Source organism: Roseateles sp. L2-2, from assembly GCF_050613215.1.
GTDB lineage: Bacteria > Pseudomonadota > Gammaproteobacteria > Burkholderiales > Burkholderiaceae_C > Roseateles > Roseateles noduli.
Genome location: NZ_CP192509.1, coordinates 3,519,889 through 3,534,320 on the forward strand (window position 1 = coordinate 3,519,889; position 14,432 = coordinate 3,534,320).

The following is a 14,432-nucleotide window of genomic DNA, read 5'->3' on the forward strand; positions in this document are numbered from 1 at the left end:
GCGAGACGGCCTGGCGGCGCTCGCCGCTGCGCGAGCCCGCCGGCGTGTTCAGCGACTGGCCGTCGCTGGCCGGCCACCTGCTGCGCGAGGCGGCGGCAGCGGCTTCGGATCCGACGTCGTCGACCTCCGCTTCGTCGTCGTCGACTTCATCGTCGATGTCGGCGTCGATGTCGGCGTCGATGAGCGAGCCGCTCGACGAGCCGTTGAGCCGCCTGAGCGCGACGACGACCGCGATGTCTTCGCCGGCAACGGCGCAGGCGCCGGCGTAGCGATCTCCACGCGCGGCTGCGTGCGGAGCAGCCCCATCAGGCGCCGCTCGGCGACGCTCAGGCCGGCGACGGCCGGCGGCGCGCTCATCCAGCGCTGCGTCGGCAGGGACGCCAGCCGGTCGGACTGGCCCCATTCGAGCACCGCCGGGTGGATGTAGGACTTGCGGCAGACCGCCACGGTATTGCCCAGTCGCGCGGCGACGTCCTTCACCGTCTGCTTCAACGCCTCGACCGGCGCGGTCCCCGCGCGGGCATGGTCCGACAGCAGATCGAGCGCCAGCACGCTCGCGTGCCAGGTGCGGAACACCTTGGCGCTGCAGGTCGGGCCGCCGGCGGTGGCCAGCCAGTCGTTGACGTCGGAGGCGTCGATGCGGTGCGGCTCGCCGGCGTCGTCCTCGTAGCCGAACAGCTCCTGGCCGGGAAGATCGCGGCAGCGCCGCACCAGCGCCGCGACGCGGTCGTCGCGCACGGCGAGCTGGTGGCGCACGCCGCTCTTGCCGGGGAAGCTCAGCAGCAGCGCGTCGCCCTTGACCTTCACATGCCGGCACAGCAGCGTGCTCAGGCCGTAGGAGCCGTTGCTGCGGGCGTACTCGCGGTGGCCGATGCGCATCCAGGTGCGGTCGAGCAGGCGCACCAGCGCCGCGATGACGCGCTCACGGTCGACGTTGCCGCCGGCGCCGTCCCCGCGCAACCGGCGCTGCACCTGGCGGCGCAGCGGGGGCAGGCGTCGACCGAAGTCCAGCAGCAGGCCGAACTTGTTCTCGCCGCGCAGCGCCATCCAGTCGGCGTGATAGCGGTACTGCTTGCGCCCGCGCGCGTCGCGGGCGGTGGCCTGGATGTGGCCGTCGTCGCGGGCGCAGATCCAGACGTCTTCGTAGGCCGGGGGGATCGCCAGCGCGCGGATGCGCTGCAGCGTCGAGGCGTCGCGCACGGGACGCCCCTGACCATCGACGTAACGGAAGCCCTTGGCCGCGCGCTTTCGGCGCAGACCGGGTTCGCAATCGGACACCCAACGCAGCGACATACGAGTCCTCCTGCCCTTCACAAGGCAGGCCGCATGCCAAGGCCGCTGGCCCTCACCCCTGCCCTCTCCCGCAAGCGGGAGAGGGAGTTCCACGCGGCAGCGCCAGGAACGCGGAGTCAGCAACTTCCGGTGGGGCCGGAATGATGCTGAGGGTTCGCGGACGCGAGGCCCTCTGCATCGTGGAGTGCCCGCGCTTGGCTTCGCGCGGTTGGGCAGTCCTTCTTACTGCGCCGCCTGATCGGCCGCCGCCGCGTCTTCCGCGGCGTATTCCTTGAGGCGGTTGTAGAGCGTCTTCAGGCTGATGCCGAGCACGGCGGCCGTCTGCTCCTTGTGGTGCTTGTAGTGCTGCAGCGTGGCCAGGATGAAGGCCTTCTCCACCTGCGCCATCGAGCTGCCCAGCGGCATCGTGATCGACGGACCCGAGGATTCCGCCGAGGTCGTGAACGTCGGCGCGGGTGCTGGCGCAGGAACGCCGACGCCGAAGCTGGTGACCGCCGCGGACGCAGCCGAAGCTGCGCCTGCCGGCACCGCGACGCCTTCGCCCTTGGGCAGCCACTGCTCGTCGACCACGTCGGCCGCGGCCATCACGTAGGCGCGCTGGACCGCGTTGCGCAGCTCGCGCACGTTGCCCGGCCAGTGATACGTCTGGAGCTGGGCCAGCGCCTTCGCCGTGAAGCGCTTGTTCTTGCCTTCCTTGGCCGCGATCTGGCGCAGGAAGTGGTCGGCCAGCAGCGGCACGTCGTCGAGGCGGTCGCGCAGCGGCGGCATCTCGATCGGGAACACGTTGAGGCGGTACAGCAGGTCCTCGCGCAGCTTGCCGGCCTGCACCGCCTGCAGCAGCGGCCGGTTGGACGCCGCGATCACGCGCACGTCGGCGTCCAGCGTCGTGGTCGAGCCCACGCGCATGAAGCGCCCGGTCTCCAGCACGCGCAGCAGCTTGACCTGCAGCTCCATCGGCATCTCGGTCAGCTCGTCCAGGAACAGCGTCCCGCCGCTGGCCCGCTCGAAGAAGCCTTCGTGCTGCTTGTCGGCGCCGGTGAAGGCGCCCTTCTCGTGGCCGAAGATCTCGCTCTCGATCAGGTTGGGCGAGATCGCGCCGCAGTTGACCGCCAGGAAGGGCTTCTTGCGGCGACGGCTCAGGTCATGCACGGTCTGTGCCACCAGTTCCTTGCCGGTGCCGCTCTCGCCGTTGATGAACACCGACACGCTGGTGCCCGCCACGCGCGAGATCTGGTCGTAGATCCGCTGCATCGGCTGGGTGCGGCCCCACAGCAGGCCGAAGTGGCCGGTGTTGGCCAGGTTGGCGTTGAGCTCCGAGACCTCGGCCTGCAGCGCGGCCGGCTTCATCACCCGCGACAGCACGCCTTGCAGCTGCTTGATGTTGATCGGCTTGACCAGGTAGTCGGCGGCGCCCAGCCGCAGCGCCTGGATCGAGGTGTCCAGGCTCGCATGGCCGGTGATCAGCACCACCTCGGAATTGGCCACCAGCTGGGGATCCTGGAACAGCTCCATGCCGTTGCCGTCCGGCAGTTGCAGGTCCAGCAGCACCACGTCGGGCTGCTGCAGCGCGATGTGCCGCCGGGCATCGCGCAGGGTGTGGGCCACCGACACGGTGAACTTCTCGCTCGCAATCAGTTCCTGCAGGGTGGCGACGGAATCGACATCGTCATCCACGATCAACGCATGGGTCACCGGTACATCCTTCGTTGTAGGGGTATCACTTCTTTGAGTCGGTCGTTTCGTGAACTAGGTCAACCGATCTCGTCTAACTCATTCTTGCAGCAAGCGGCCGGCTTGCCAGCCCCTTGCGCCGTCGATTTGAAAAAAATTCCGGTGAGAGCGGGTCGATCAGCGTCCATGCGCAGACGACATGCGAACAACACGCCCCACAAAAGGACACCGGCAGCGGTCCGTGGACCACGCCGGTGCCGGCCTGCGGTCCGCGGGACCGCCGGAGGGGACGTCGGGCTCAGGCATCCCGGCGGCGGCGCTGGACCCATCCCACCAAGGCCAGGGCGACGACCAGGGTGAAGAAGTTGCGGATCTCGAACGACGCGCCAGTGGGCTCGGACTCGGTGTCGATGACGGAGGACGGGCTCGTCGGCACGGCAGCCGTCGACGTCGGCGTCTGGCCCTGCGGGGCGGGCCGCACGCCGGCGGGGACGTGGTGGGACGGGCCGTTGGCCGGGGCCGCGGCCTCCGGTCGGACCAGCGCCGCGAGCCTGGCACCCTCCAGGAAACTGCCGGAGCTTTCCGCGTGGGCCACGGTCGCGGCCAACATCAGCGGCATCGCCCAGGCGAGCTTGTGCAGGTGCATGAGAAACCTCCTGTGATGGAAACGGGTGCGCGGCCGGACATCCGTCCGGACCGCGCGCTTGCCGAGCGTCCACGCGCGGCTGGCGAGAGAGGCAAGCACCGTGCCCGCGCGAACGTTCGGTGACGATTTCGTGCGCGTTTGCGGGACAGCGCGGACTGGCGCCGCGCGCCTTTCTCAACAGGAGGTCGATGTCGGAGAGGGGATCACCACCAGCCGCAGTAGGACGGCGAGAAATCGCACCAGCCGCGACCGAAGCCGAAGCCAGGACCGAAGCCACCGAATCCTCCCAGCGCGCCGCCGAGAAACGCGCCTAGGCCGGACGCCAGCCCGCTGAGACCGAGGCCCAGCGCCAGTCCGATGCCGCCGCTCAGGAAGGGATTGCCCGTACCGCCTAACGGCGAGAAGAACGAACCGGGCGCCGACTGGAACGGAAGCTGGGCGCCGTAGGGACTCGCGGTGGGGAACGAGCCACGGAACACGGGAGCGGTTGATGGGAATGGCTGTTGAAACGGCTGTGCAAAGCCTTGCTGGAACGGCTGCTGCAAAGGCAGCTGGCAGGGCGGCTGAAGTGGCTGGGAAAAGACTCCTCCGGCGTGCGCGGGAGGAGCCGTAGCCGTCATCGGCCAGGTACCGCCGTGTGGAGGCGTCCGGGCCTGCCGCGGGCAGGCCTCCCTGAGCTGGTCCAGGCGACGGGCATTCTGCGCTTCGCGGAACAGGCGCTCGACGTTGTCCGCGGCCTCCGCGCCGGAGTACATGGACGACCGATCGAAGTCGCGGTCCATTCCGCCGTGCGCCATCGCATCGAGGCCATCGTCCTCGACGCCGGTCGCCCGTGTCGCGGCCTCCTCCTGGAGGTCGCGGGGCCACGGCATCGAGATCGCCGGGTTACGGCCATACGAAGGAGAAGTCATCGCGTCCCATTCCTTTCAGAAGACAGCGCCCGCCCCTCACGAGGCAAGCCGGGCCCTTGAAGTCGGCGATGGTCGCGATACGGTTCAGACGATGTGGACGTCCCGGCGCAGCGCGTCGCCGGGCAGTACCGCCGGCACGCGGGCGGCGGCGGCGATGGTCAGCGGCAGCTCGTCGGCGGCGATGACCACGCGGGCGCCGGCCGCCAGCGCCGCGAGTTCGCCGATCGAGGCGACCGGCGGCAAGACCTGGCCCCGCGCCGGCATCGCCGCGCGGAGTTCCGCCAACGCGGCCTCTTCGCCGGGCGTCGCGCACAGCACGACGGCCGTGTCGTCGGCCCAGGCATCCAGCAGCACCTCCGTCGCCGCCGCGAACGCCGCGGCCGGGCTGTGTCGCGTACCGCCGCCGCCCGGGCAGACCAGGACGTAGCGCTGACCGAAGCCCAGGCCCGCTTGCTGCAAGACGTTCCGCATCTGGTGACTGTCCTTGGGCAGCAGCCGCAATCGGGGGCGTTCGTCGGCGGTCTGCATGCCCACGTGCGCGACGAGGGCCAGCTGGCGGCGGCCGTCGTCCGCGTCGACGCCGGGGTCGCGCTCCGCCAGCAGTTCATCGCTGAGCAGTCCGTGGGCCGGTTCGCGCACATGGGCGAGCGTCAGCGGAATGCCCGCCATGCGGCACAGCAGCGCCGCCGGCAGCGGACTCTGGTGAGCCGGCGAGAACAGCACCGCCGCGTCGAAGTGGCTGCGACGCAGCTTGCGCACCAGGTGCATCTCGGCGTCGCCGCGCATGGTGGGCGGCTCCGCGTTCAGCGTCGCGGCGCCGTCGGCGGTCCACGGCGCGTTGAAGGTCATGAGGTCGTCCACCGCCTGCAGATGCGGCCGCAGCGACAACGCGTCGGGCGCCGCCAGCAGCGTCAGCTGCGTCCAGGGCATGGTCTCGTGCACCGCCGCGAACGCGGCCGTCGAGGCCAGCACGCCCGCCATGCCGTCCAGCCGGATCAGCAGCACGCGACGCACGTTGCACCAGCGGCGGTGGCGTTCTTCGGCCAGAGAGAGCGCGTCGAGCGGCATCGCATCGGACGGCAACGGGCCGTCGCGATCGGACGCGATCGAGCCGCCCAGCTCAGGAAGGCTGGACACAGGGGCGCGCTGCTCGAGGGACGTCGCGATCATCCCCTGCATGAGGCAAGCGGCATGCCGGACAAAGAACGAGGATCCGCGCGGCTTTGCGCGTGATCGTCCGCTAGCCTCAGCGCGGCTCCAGCGTCCGCGCCACCGTCGCCACGGCCTGCTCCCGCAGGCTGTGGCGCTTGGCGAAGGCCCAACTCAGTTCCGCCCCCATCAGGAAGACCTGCGTCGAGTAGTAGACCCACAGCATCATGACGACCAGCGACGCGGCCGCACCGTAGGCGGAGCTCACGCCGCTGCGGCCGATGTACAACCCGATCAGCGTCTTGCCCAGGCTGAACAGCGCCGAGGTGATCAGCGCGCCGACCCAGACGTCGCGCCAGCGCACCGGGACGTCGGGCACCCACTTGTAGATGACGGCGAACATGAGCGTGATCAGCGCGTACGCCAAGGTGCCGTTGAGGATCTGGGCCAGCAGGACGAACTCCGTCCCCAGCCACGGCGTCCACCATTTGCTGATCGCGGCGAGCGCGGCGCTGGCCACCATGGAGATCATCGACAGGAAGCCCAGGCCGAGGATCAGCCCCAGCGACAGCAGCCGCTTGCGCAGCAGCGTCACCAGGCCCTGCCACACCGGACCGGGACGCGCGGTCGGCGCCTTCCAGATGCGATTGAGGGAGTTCTGCAGTTCGGCGAACACGGAGGTCGCGCCGACCAGCAGCACGACCGTCCCGATCGCGGCGGCCCAGCCGCCCTCCTCCGGCCGGTTCACGCGCTTGAGCAGATCCTCGACCGCCATCGCGCCGTCGGTGCCGAGCAGGCCGGAGAGCTGCTCCATCACCTCGCCGCGCGCGGCCTGTTCGCCGAACACCAGCCCGGCCACGCTGATGACGATCAGCAGCAGCGGCGCGATCGAGAACAGCGTGTAGTACGCCAGCGCCGCGCCCATGCTGGGCGCGTTGTCGTCGCTCCAGCCTTGCGCGGCTTCGCCGACGATGTCGATGGCTTCCTGGACGGCGTGGGGCAGCTTGGGCATGCAGGGCGGCCGCGACGGGGCGGCGATCTGGGCGTCGGGCGCGACGGGATTTCTTTGTCGAGGCAAGGGAAATTCCCGCTCCCCTGCGATCGCCGACGACGGCACGGCGATTGCCTTGAAGGTCTTATCCCAACCCACCAGGAGACCCCTCATGGCCAGCACCACCATCGCATCCGACCGCGTCGAAGGCACCAAGGTCTACAACGGCAACGGCGACAAGCTCGGCTCGATCGACAACCTCGTGATCGACAAGCGCTCGGGCCTGGTCCGTTATGCGGCGCTCGAATTCGGCGGCTTCATGGGCATCGGCACCGACCGCTATCCGATCCCCTGGAACATGCTGAAGTACGACACCAGCCTGGACGGCTACGTCGTGCCGCTGCGCGAGGACCAACTCGAGAAGGCGCCGCGCTACGCGCAGACCGATCGTCCCGAGTACTCCGACGAGTACGGCCGCAAGGTTTACGACTACTACGGCGTGGCTTGGATGTGAAGACGCCCGTCATCGAGCGTTGAAATCTCACCTGCAATGAAGAACGCCCCGGTAGATCGGGGCGTTTTCATTGGAGCGGGGTGATCAGGCCGCGTTCGCGCCGTCTTCGGCAGGCCAGTCCCGGATATAAGCCTTGAGCATGCGGTTCTCGAAGTCCTGCGCGTCGACCACCGTCTTGGCGACGTCGTAGAACGAGATCACGCCCATCAGCTGGCGACCGTTGAGCACCGGCATGTAGCGCGCATGGCGGCCGAGCATCATCCGGCGGACCTCGTCGATCTCGGTCTCCGGCGTGCAGGTCAGCGGCGCGTCGTCCATGACGCTGCGCACCAGCCGCGTCCCGACGCTGCCGCCGTTGCCGACCACGGCCTGGATGACCTCGCGGAAGGTCAGCATGCCCACCAGGTCGCCGAACTCCATCACCACCAGCGACCCGATGTCGCGTTCGGCCATGGTCTCGGCCGCCTGGGCCAGCGGGGTGTCGGGGGAGACGGTGAAGAGCGTGCTGCCCTTGACGCGCAGGATGTCGGAGACTTTCATGGCCGCATGAGAAAAAGCTTGGCTGGCAACATAGCACACAATGCCCGGCGCCAGACACGACTGGACACCATAACAAGCAGGAGACACCCATGTCAGGTCCATCCGACCCGGGCTTTGATACCTTGGCGCTACACGCCGGGGCCGCCCCCGATCCCAGCACCGGCGCCCGCGCGGTGCCGCTGCATCTGACGACCTCGTTCGTGTTCGAGAGCGCCGAGCAGGCCGCCGGCCTGTTCAACATGGAACGCAGCGGCCATGTGTACTCGCGGCTGTCGAACCCCACGACGGCCGTGCTCGAGGAACGCATCGCCGCGCTGGACGGCGGCATCGGCGGTCTCGCGACCGCCAGCGGGCAGGCGGCGCTGCATCTCGCGATCGCGACCATCGCCGCGGCCGGCGACCACATCGTGGCGTCCAGCGCGCTGTACGGCGGTTCGCACAACCTGCTGCACTACACGCTCAAGCGCTTCGGCATCGAGACGACCTTCGTGCGCCCCGGCGACCTCGACGCCTGGCGCGCGGCGATCCGGCCGCAGACGAAGCTGCTGCTGGGCGAGAGCCTCGGCAACCCCGGGCTGGACGTGCTGGACATCCCGGCCATCGCCCAGATCGCGCACGAGGCGCATCGCCCGCTGCTGGTCGACGCGACCTTCGCGACGCCCTACCTGCAGCAGCCGATCGCACTGGGCGCGGACCTGGTCTACCACTCGGCCACCAAGTTCCTGTGCGGACACGGGACCGTGGTCGGCGGACTGCTGGTGGACGGCGGCCGCTTCGACTGGGACCGCGCCCACGCGGCCAGCGGCGAGCGCCGCCGCTTCTCGGAACTCTGCGAGCCGTACGACGGCTTCCACGGCATGGTGTTCGCCGAGGAGAGCACCGTCGGCGCCTTCCTGCTGCGCGCGCGGCGCGAAGGCCTGCGCGACTTCGGCGCCTGCATGAGTCCGCACACCGCCTGGCTGATCCTGCAAGGCATCGAGACCCTGCCGCTGCGCATGCAGCGCCACGTGAGCAATGCGCAGAAGATCGCCGAATTCCTCGAGGCGCAGGACATCGTCGAGCGCGTGAACTACCCGGGGCTGGCCTCGCATCGCGACCACGCGCTGGCGCAGCGGCTGCTGCCCAAGGGCAGCGGCGCGGTCTTCAGCTTCGACCTCAAGGGCGGGCGCGAACCCGGCCGGCGCTTCATCGAATCGCTGCGGCTGTTCTCGCACCTTGCGAACGTGGGCGATGCGAGATCGCTGGTGATCCATCCGGCGTCGACGACGCACTTCCGCATGGACGACGCGGCGCTGGCGGCGTCGGGCATAGGCGCGGGGACGATCCGGCTGTCGATCGGTCTCGAAGACCCCGACGACCTGATCGCCGATCTGAAGTCCGCATTGAAGGTGGCGTCGAAATGAGTGCGAACCAGCTCAAGGTCCAAGGCCGCGCGGCCTATGCGTACACCGGCGGCAAGCGCTTCGACGCGGCCCTGCCCTGCATCGTCTTCATCCACGGCGCGCTGCACGACCACAGCGTGTGGACGCTGCTGGCGCGCTACTTCGCCCATCACGGACGCAGCGTGCTGGCGGTGGACCTGCCCGGCCACGGTCGCAGCGAAGGCCCGGCGCTGGCCGATGTGGAAGCGCTCGGCGACTGGATCAACGACCTGCTGGACGCCGCCGGCGTGAAGGCGGACGGCGGCGTGTCGCTGGTCGGACATTCCATGGGCTCGCTGATCACGCTCGAGGCCGCGGCGCGGTGTCCGGCGCGCGTGTCGCGGCTGGTCATGGTCGGCACCGCGTGGCCCATGAAGGTCTCCGACGCGCTGCTGAGCACCTCGCGCGAACGACCGCGGGCGGCGATGGCGATGGTCAATGCGTTCTCGCATTCGACGACGTCCGGCAAGCCGTCGTATCCGGGACCGGGGGCGTGGATGCACGGCGGCAACCTGGCGCTGATGGAACGCCTGCAGGACGGCTACGGCGAACACGGCAACCTCTTCGAACACGACTTCCTCGTCTGCGATCGCTACCAGGGCGCGCCCGAGGCTGTCGCGAAGGTGACCGCAGCCGGCGTGAGGACGGAGATGATCCTCGGCGCGAAGGACGCGATGACCCCGCCCAAGGCCGCGAAGCCGTTGGCCGAGATGCTGGGCGCACGCGTGACGACCCTGCCGGCCGGGCATGCACTGATGACCGAGGCGCCGGAGGGGACGTTGAATGCATTGAAGGCGGCGCTCGGCTGAGCGCCGTCCGGTGACAACCTCAGCCAAGCAGACGGCCCCGCGAGGGCCGCGCCAGGAGACGACCATGAGCACCAGCCCCCTGCCCCACGCGCCCGAGGAACCGGACGCCGGTGTCGACCGCGTGAAGGCGATGCGCAGCTTCGCCGAGTTCTATCCCTTCTACCTCGGCGAGCATCGCGACCGGACCTGCCGGCGGCTGCACTTCGTCGGCTCGACGCTGGGGCTGCTGTGCCTGGCCTACGCGCTGGTCACGCAGACCTGGAGCTTCGTGCTCATCGGCCTGCTGTGCGGCTACGCGTTCGCGTGGATCGGGCACTTCGGCTTCGAGAAGAACAAACCCGCCTCCTTCAAGCGCCCGCTGTACAGCTTCATGGGCGACTGGGTCATGTACAAGGACATCTGGACGGGGAAGATCCGGTTCTGAAGAACCGGTCTTCGGTCCCTCCTTCCGGAGCCCCAGGCATCCGGGCTCCGCAGCCGGCGATCAACGCGCCCCGGCGAGTTCCTTGACCAGGTCCTCATAGCGCCGGAGCGGCCGACCCAGCAAGGCCTCCAGCCGCTGCACCGTGCCGGCTGCCGGTTTCATGCCCTGCTCCTGGATGCGGGCCATCATCAGGCGCATGTCGTAGGCCATCCAAGACGGCATCGCCTGGGCCAATTGAGCCTCGAAGGCGGCCAGGTCGTCGCCGCCGTAGCGGATTTCCCGCTGCAGCACGCGGCCCCAGATGTCGGCGGCTGACGCGCCCGACAGGGCCTCCGGTCCCACGACATCGAGCACCACGCGCGGCAGCGCCGTCGGCGCTGCGTCGCGACGCAGCAGTTCCGCGACCGCCACGTCCGCAAGGTCGCGCGTGTCGATCATCGCCACGCCCGCGTCGCCGATGGGCATCGGGTAGACGCCGTAGCCTTCAACCACGGCCTGTACCTGCAGATCGTTCTGCATGAAGTAGGCCGGGCGCAGCACGGTGACCGGCAGATCGAGGCGCTCGATCATCCGCTCCACCGTGTGCTTGCCGGTGAAATGCGGCACGTCGACGAACTCGTCCGCGTGGATCACGGAGAGGTAGACGATGCGCTCGATACCGGCTTCGCGCGCCAGGCTCAGCGTCTGCAGGGCCTGGGTCACTTCGTCCGGCGTGACCGCGTTGAGCAGGAACAGCGTCCTCACGCCCGAGAGCGCGTGGCGCATCGACGGGATGTCGGACAGGTCGGCGACGACCTCGGCAACGCCTGCCGGCAGTTGCGCCTTGCCCGGCTTTCGCACCAGCGCCTTCACCGACGCGCCGCGGCGCGCCAGGCCTTGAACGACGAGGGAACCGACGGTGCCGGTGGCCCCGCTGACGAGGATGCTTGCGGGAGACGCCTCGCGAGTTTGGGCTTGGGTCTGGGCTTGGGTTTGAACGGTGGTCATGGTTCAGTTCTTTCCATCAGGGGTTGCGATGGATGAACGATAGGTCGTTGCATCTGATAAACACAGACGCCAAAATCAGTACAGACTGTCTCACTGGTGGAACACATGGATCTGAACGCACTCGCCGACTTCAACCTGGTGGCGACGCATGGCGGCTTCGGCCGGGCCAGCCGCGCCGGCCGGCGGTCGAAGGCGACCCTGTCGCGGCGTGTCGCCGATCTGGAGGAGCAGCTCGGCGTGCGCCTCATCGAGCGCAGCGCCAAGGGGCTGGAGCTGACCGAAGCCGGTCAATTGCTGCTCAGCCGGACCGAGGGCCCGATGAACGAGGTGGTCGACGCCTTCGCCGCCACGCGCGAGGGCGCGGACCAGGTCCGCGGGCAGTTGCGCATCGCCGCGCCGCTGCTGTTCTCGCAGCTCGCGATGGGACGCCTGTGCGCCGAGTTCCAGGCACTCCATCCCGGAGTGACCGTCGAGGTCGTCGCGGAGGACCGGGTGGTGGATCTGGTCGACGAACGCTTCGACGTGGCGATCCGGCCGAATCCGCGCATGGACACCGCGTTGGTGGGCCGCTGTTTCGCAAAGGATCGCCTGGTGGTCGTCGCCGCTCCAGCATTCGCAAAGCCCGGCTCGGGCAAGGCGCGTGCGAAGAAGGCGCCGGCTGGCGATGGCGCCGTGGAAGTGCCTGCGGTCGTGAGCACCACGCGCGAAGGCGATGTATGGGAGCTCGACGGGGGCTCGCTCACGCTGACGCCGCGACCCGTGCTGCGACTGTCGTCCATGCTGATGGTGCGGGACGCGACGCTCGCCGGCGCGGGGGTCGCGCTGCTGCCTCAGTCCGCCGTCTGGAGCCAGCTCTCGCGCGGCGAACTCGTCCAATGGGGCGCGGTGCGCGGCAAGGAGGTCGAGCTGTGGGTGCTGCACACCTCGCGCCGCCTCGCGAGCCCGAAGGTCAAGGCCTTCGTGGATTTCATGTGCGCCAGATATCCGGACGGGGTGCTGATGCTGCCCGGTTGAAGCGCGGGCGCCCCGGATCAACGTGGAGCAAGACCCGTCACTTCAGGTCGAGGTCCCAGTCCTGCTTGGCGGCCACCTGCACATCCTTGAACATGCCGTCGAGCTTGACGAGATTCTCATCCACGAACAATTGCTCGTCTTCATCCGATGAGCTTGTGGAGACATGCTCCAGGTGCTGGCGATAGTGCTTCAGCGCCTCCCACAGCAGGTTGTATTCGCTGACGATGAACCTAACGGGCATCTGAATCTCCTCGAAATCCGGAGTCTCCAGTCTGTGCGCCGGCGCCTGTCGCGTCATCTACTCAACCATGCTCATTTTGAACGAGCACTCAGACCCCGCTCGATGGCAGCAGCGCCTTCGCCGCCTCGATCCTCAACGCCATCGGCACGCTGGCATCGTTCATCACCTGAAGCAGGAACGCGCGCGGGTCGTTGAAGGTCGTCGACGGCGAATAGGTCGCGGCGGTCGGCGCGACGTCGGGAGACGGCCGTACGGGCGTCGACGGGGGCATCAGTGCCAGGTCTTGCACCGCCGCCGGTTCGAGCTGTTCCATCGCGGCCCGCCACGCCTGGGGCGTGATGCTCCTCAAGGACTTGAGCAGGTCCGCCTGCCCTTCCACGCCCGGCGGAATGTCGAGCCAGGTCGCCTCGACGAACACCGGCGCCAGGTCCGGCGCGACGAACGCGGACCATTGGCCCTCCTTGACCTCCGTCGGCACGGCCGGAGCTTCCGTCAGGCAGCGGATGCGCGGCGCGGCGACGCCGCTCAGGTAGCGTGCCTTCAATCCATCGAGGAACGCCCTCGCCTCGTCCTGCGTGCAGCCCTGCTGCAAGGAGAACCACAGTTGATAGCTGTTCTCCCCCGCGATGGCGATACCCGGCGCGGGCAGCGACAGCTCGAGCTGAACACCGCGCCAGACAGCACTCAGCAGTTCCCAGTCGGACGGACGTCCGACGTCGAGCACGAGCGCGCGCACCGATCCTTCAGGACCGGCGGCATAGAGACGTTGGAATTCGGTGGCGAGTCGGGACACGTTGGCAGTCGGAGCTGGAGGAACCAGCCCGAACTCTACGTCCTCGCCGGCCTGGCGGCTCAGCCCTGCGCGGGCGCCGTCGTCTGCTCCGCCTGCGCCTTCAGCGAGGCGAGCATGTCATCCGCCATCGCGTCCAGGTCGTAGCCCAGCTTCCAGCCCCAGTCGCGTTGCGCGACCGAGTCGTCGATGGACTGCGGCCAGCTCGCCGCGATGTTCTGGCGGAAGTCCGGCGCGTAGTCGATCTCGAAGCCGGCGATCCGGCGGCGGATCGACGCGGCGATCTGCTCCGGCGTGAAGCTCACGCCCGCCAGGTTGTAGCTGCCCCACTCGGTGATGCGATCGGCCGGCGCTTCCATCAGCTCCAGCGTCGCGCGCAGCGCGTCGGGCATGTACATCATCGGCAGCGCCTGGTCTTCCTTCAGGAAGCAGGTGTAGCGGCCGTGCTTGAGCGCCTCGTGGAAGATCTCGACCGCGTAGTCGGTCGTGCCGCCGCCCGGCGGCGTCTTCCAGCTGATCAGGCCCGGGTAGCGCAGGCTGCGCACGTCCACGCCGTGGTTGGCGTGGTACCAGCGGCACCAGCCCTCGCCCGCCAGCTTGGAGATGCCGTAGATCGTCGACGGGTCCATCGCCGTGGTCTGCGGCGTGTCGCGCTTGGGCGTCTGCGGACCGAAGGCCGCGATCGAGCTCGGCCAGAACACGCGCTCCAGCTTCTCCGTGCGCGCCAGCTCCAGCACGTTGAGCAGACCCTTCATGTTCAGGTCCCAGGCCCACATCGGGTGCTTCTCGCCGGTGGCCGACAGCGCCGCCGCCAGGTGATAGATCTGCGTGATGCCGTGGCGCTTGACCACCGCCGCCAGCGCGGCTGCGTCGGTCACGTCCAGCATCTCGTGCGTCAGCTGCGGCACGCGGCCCTGCGGCGCCACGTCGCTCGTGATCACGTTGGCGTTGCCGTGGCGCTTCGCGAGCTCCACCGCCAGTTCGGAACCGATCTGGCCGTTCGCGCCGATCAACAGGATCTTCGTCATGGG

General features: G+C 68.9%; 16 protein-coding genes. 5 read left to right on the plus strand and 11 right to left on the minus strand.

The annotated features are described in order from the left end of the window. Positions 1–48: 48 nt before the first annotated feature. From ACQZ13_RS15770 to ACQZ13_RS15795, 6 genes are all read right to left on the minus strand, one after another. Positions 49–1,293: a DNA topoisomerase IB gene (locus tag ACQZ13_RS15770; protein ID WP_431045993.1), complete on the minus strand. Its 1,245-nt coding sequence runs from the start codon at positions 1,291–1,293 to the stop codon at positions 49–51. Between the two features lie 222 nt (positions 1,294–1,515). Beyond that, positions 1,516–2,985 carry a sigma-54-dependent transcriptional regulator gene (locus tag ACQZ13_RS15775; protein WP_431045995.1) on the minus strand — a complete coding sequence of 490 codons (1,470 nt, stop codon included), beginning with the start codon at positions 2,983–2,985 and terminating at the stop codon, positions 1,516–1,518. Positions 2,986–3,262: 277 nt separating this feature from the next. Beyond that, positions 3,263–3,610 carry a hypothetical protein gene (locus ACQZ13_RS15780; protein WP_431045997.1) on the minus strand — a complete coding sequence of 116 codons (348 nt, stop codon included), beginning with the start codon at positions 3,608–3,610 and terminating at the stop codon, positions 3,263–3,265. Positions 3,611–3,813: 203 nt separating this feature from the next. Beyond that, positions 3,814–4,521 carry a hypothetical protein gene (locus tag ACQZ13_RS15785; RefSeq protein ID WP_431045999.1) on the minus strand — a complete coding sequence of 236 codons (708 nt, stop codon included), beginning with the start codon at positions 4,519–4,521 and terminating at the stop codon, positions 3,814–3,816. An 84-nt stretch (positions 4,522–4,605) separates the two neighbouring features. Next, positions 4,606–5,691 carry a glycosyltransferase family 9 protein gene (locus ACQZ13_RS15790; RefSeq protein WP_431046001.1) on the minus strand — a complete coding sequence of 362 codons (1,086 nt, stop codon included), beginning with the start codon at positions 5,689–5,691 and terminating at the stop codon, positions 4,606–4,608. Positions 5,692–5,767: 76 nt separating this feature from the next. After that, positions 5,768–6,682, minus strand: a complete 915-nt coding sequence (locus tag ACQZ13_RS15795; protein ID WP_431046003.1) for a YihY/virulence factor BrkB family protein — start codon at positions 6,680–6,682, stop codon at positions 5,768–5,770. Between the two features lie 151 nt (positions 6,683–6,833). Between ACQZ13_RS15795 and ACQZ13_RS15800 the strand changes: the two genes are divergently transcribed. Beyond that, the gene (locus ACQZ13_RS15800) at positions 6,834–7,175 is read left to right on the plus strand and encodes a PRC-barrel domain-containing protein (protein WP_088404154.1); all 342 of its coding nucleotides are present in this window, start codon (positions 6,834–6,836) and stop codon (positions 7,173–7,175) included. Between the two features lie 84 nt (positions 7,176–7,259). On the opposite strand, the gene ACQZ13_RS15805 is transcribed toward ACQZ13_RS15800, so the two are convergent. Continuing rightward, positions 7,260–7,715 (minus strand): CBS domain-containing protein, encoded by a 456-nt coding sequence (locus tag ACQZ13_RS15805; RefSeq protein WP_088404153.1) that lies wholly within the window; start codon positions 7,713–7,715, stop codon positions 7,260–7,262. Between the two features lie 89 nt (positions 7,716–7,804). On the opposite strand from ACQZ13_RS15805, the gene ACQZ13_RS15810 reads away from it, so the two are divergent. The 3 genes from ACQZ13_RS15810 (at position 7,805) to ACQZ13_RS15820 (ending at position 10,369) form a co-directional block, all read left to right on the plus strand. Next, entirely contained in the window at positions 7,805–9,118 is a 1,314-nt protein-coding gene (locus tag ACQZ13_RS15810; RefSeq protein WP_431046006.1) for an O-acetylhomoserine aminocarboxypropyltransferase, read from the plus strand. Continuing rightward, positions 9,115–9,945 (plus strand): alpha/beta fold hydrolase, encoded by an 831-nt coding sequence (locus tag ACQZ13_RS15815; protein ID WP_431046008.1) that lies wholly within the window; start codon positions 9,115–9,117, stop codon positions 9,943–9,945. The genes ACQZ13_RS15810 and ACQZ13_RS15815 overlap by 4 nt, the downstream gene beginning before the upstream one ends. A 64-nt stretch (positions 9,946–10,009) precedes the next feature. Then, positions 10,010–10,369: an Mpo1-like protein gene (locus tag ACQZ13_RS15820; protein WP_431046010.1), complete on the plus strand. Its 360-nt coding sequence runs from the start codon at positions 10,010–10,012 to the stop codon at positions 10,367–10,369. Positions 10,370–10,429: 60 nt separating this feature from the next. On the opposite strand, the gene ACQZ13_RS15825 is transcribed toward ACQZ13_RS15820, so the two are convergent. Then, positions 10,430–11,356: an SDR family oxidoreductase gene (locus ACQZ13_RS15825; protein ID WP_431046012.1), complete on the minus strand. Its 927-nt coding sequence runs from the start codon at positions 11,354–11,356 to the stop codon at positions 10,430–10,432. A gap of 105 nt (positions 11,357–11,461) precedes the next feature. Between ACQZ13_RS15825 and ACQZ13_RS15830 the strand changes: the two genes are divergently transcribed. Continuing rightward, complete coding sequence (locus ACQZ13_RS15830) at positions 11,462–12,370, plus strand: LysR family transcriptional regulator (RefSeq protein ID WP_431046014.1); 909 nt, start codon at positions 11,462–11,464, stop codon at positions 12,368–12,370. Positions 12,371–12,407: 37 nt separating this feature from the next. On the opposite strand, the gene ACQZ13_RS15835 is transcribed toward ACQZ13_RS15830, so the two are convergent. From ACQZ13_RS15835 to ACQZ13_RS15845, 3 genes are all read right to left on the minus strand, one after another. Next, entirely contained in the window at positions 12,408–12,611 is a 204-nt protein-coding gene (locus tag ACQZ13_RS15835; protein ID WP_431046016.1) for a hypothetical protein, read from the minus strand. 88 nt (positions 12,612–12,699) lie between these two features. Then, complete coding sequence (locus ACQZ13_RS15840) at positions 12,700–13,404, minus strand: hypothetical protein (RefSeq protein WP_431046018.1); 705 nt, start codon at positions 13,402–13,404, stop codon at positions 12,700–12,702. Between the two features lie 59 nt (positions 13,405–13,463). After that, positions 13,464–14,429: an NAD-dependent epimerase/dehydratase family protein gene (locus ACQZ13_RS15845; protein ID WP_431046020.1), complete on the minus strand. Its 966-nt coding sequence runs from the start codon at positions 14,427–14,429 to the stop codon at positions 13,464–13,466. Between the last annotated feature and the right edge of the window lie 3 nt (positions 14,430–14,432).

Bases quoted from the DNA above. Each gene is read 5' to 3' on its own strand.
- ACQZ13_RS15770 (WP_431045993.1), bottom strand. From the start codon at position 1,293: ATGTCGCTGCGTTGGGTGTCCGATTGCGAACCCGGTCTGCGCCGAAAG.
- ACQZ13_RS15780 (WP_431045997.1), bottom strand. From the start codon at position 3,610: ATGCACCTGCACAAGCTCGCCTGGGCGATGCCGCTGATGTTGGCCGCG.
- ACQZ13_RS15785 (WP_431045999.1), bottom strand. From the start codon at position 4,521: ATGACTTCTCCTTCGTATGGCCGTAACCCGGCGATCTCGATGCCGTGG.
- ACQZ13_RS15790 (WP_431046001.1), bottom strand. From the start codon at position 5,691: ATGATCGCGACGTCCCTCGAGCAGCGCGCCCCTGTGTCCAGCCTTCCT.
- ACQZ13_RS15795 (WP_431046003.1), bottom strand. From the start codon at position 6,682: ATGCCCAAGCTGCCCCACGCCGTCCAGGAAGCCATCGACATCGTCGGC.
- ACQZ13_RS15800 (WP_088404154.1), top strand. From the start codon at position 6,834: ATGGCCAGCACCACCATCGCATCCGACCGCGTCGAAGGCACCAAGGTC.
- ACQZ13_RS15805 (WP_088404153.1), bottom strand. From the start codon at position 7,715: ATGAAAGTCTCCGACATCCTGCGCGTCAAGGGCAGCACGCTCTTCACC.
- ACQZ13_RS15810 (WP_431046006.1), top strand. From the start codon at position 7,805: ATGTCAGGTCCATCCGACCCGGGCTTTGATACCTTGGCGCTACACGCC.
- ACQZ13_RS15815 (WP_431046008.1), top strand. From the start codon at position 9,115: ATGAGTGCGAACCAGCTCAAGGTCCAAGGCCGCGCGGCCTATGCGTAC.
- ACQZ13_RS15820 (WP_431046010.1), top strand. From the start codon at position 10,010: ATGAGCACCAGCCCCCTGCCCCACGCGCCCGAGGAACCGGACGCCGGT.
- ACQZ13_RS15825 (WP_431046012.1), bottom strand. From the start codon at position 11,356: ATGACCACCGTTCAAACCCAAGCCCAGACCCAAGCCCAAACTCGCGAG.
- ACQZ13_RS15830 (WP_431046014.1), top strand. From the start codon at position 11,462: ATGGATCTGAACGCACTCGCCGACTTCAACCTGGTGGCGACGCATGGC.
- ACQZ13_RS15835 (WP_431046016.1), bottom strand. From the start codon at position 12,611: ATGCCCGTTAGGTTCATCGTCAGCGAATACAACCTGCTGTGGGAGGCG.
- ACQZ13_RS15845 (WP_431046020.1), bottom strand. From the start codon at position 14,429: ATGACGAAGATCCTGTTGATCGGCGCGAACGGCCAGATCGGTTCCGAA.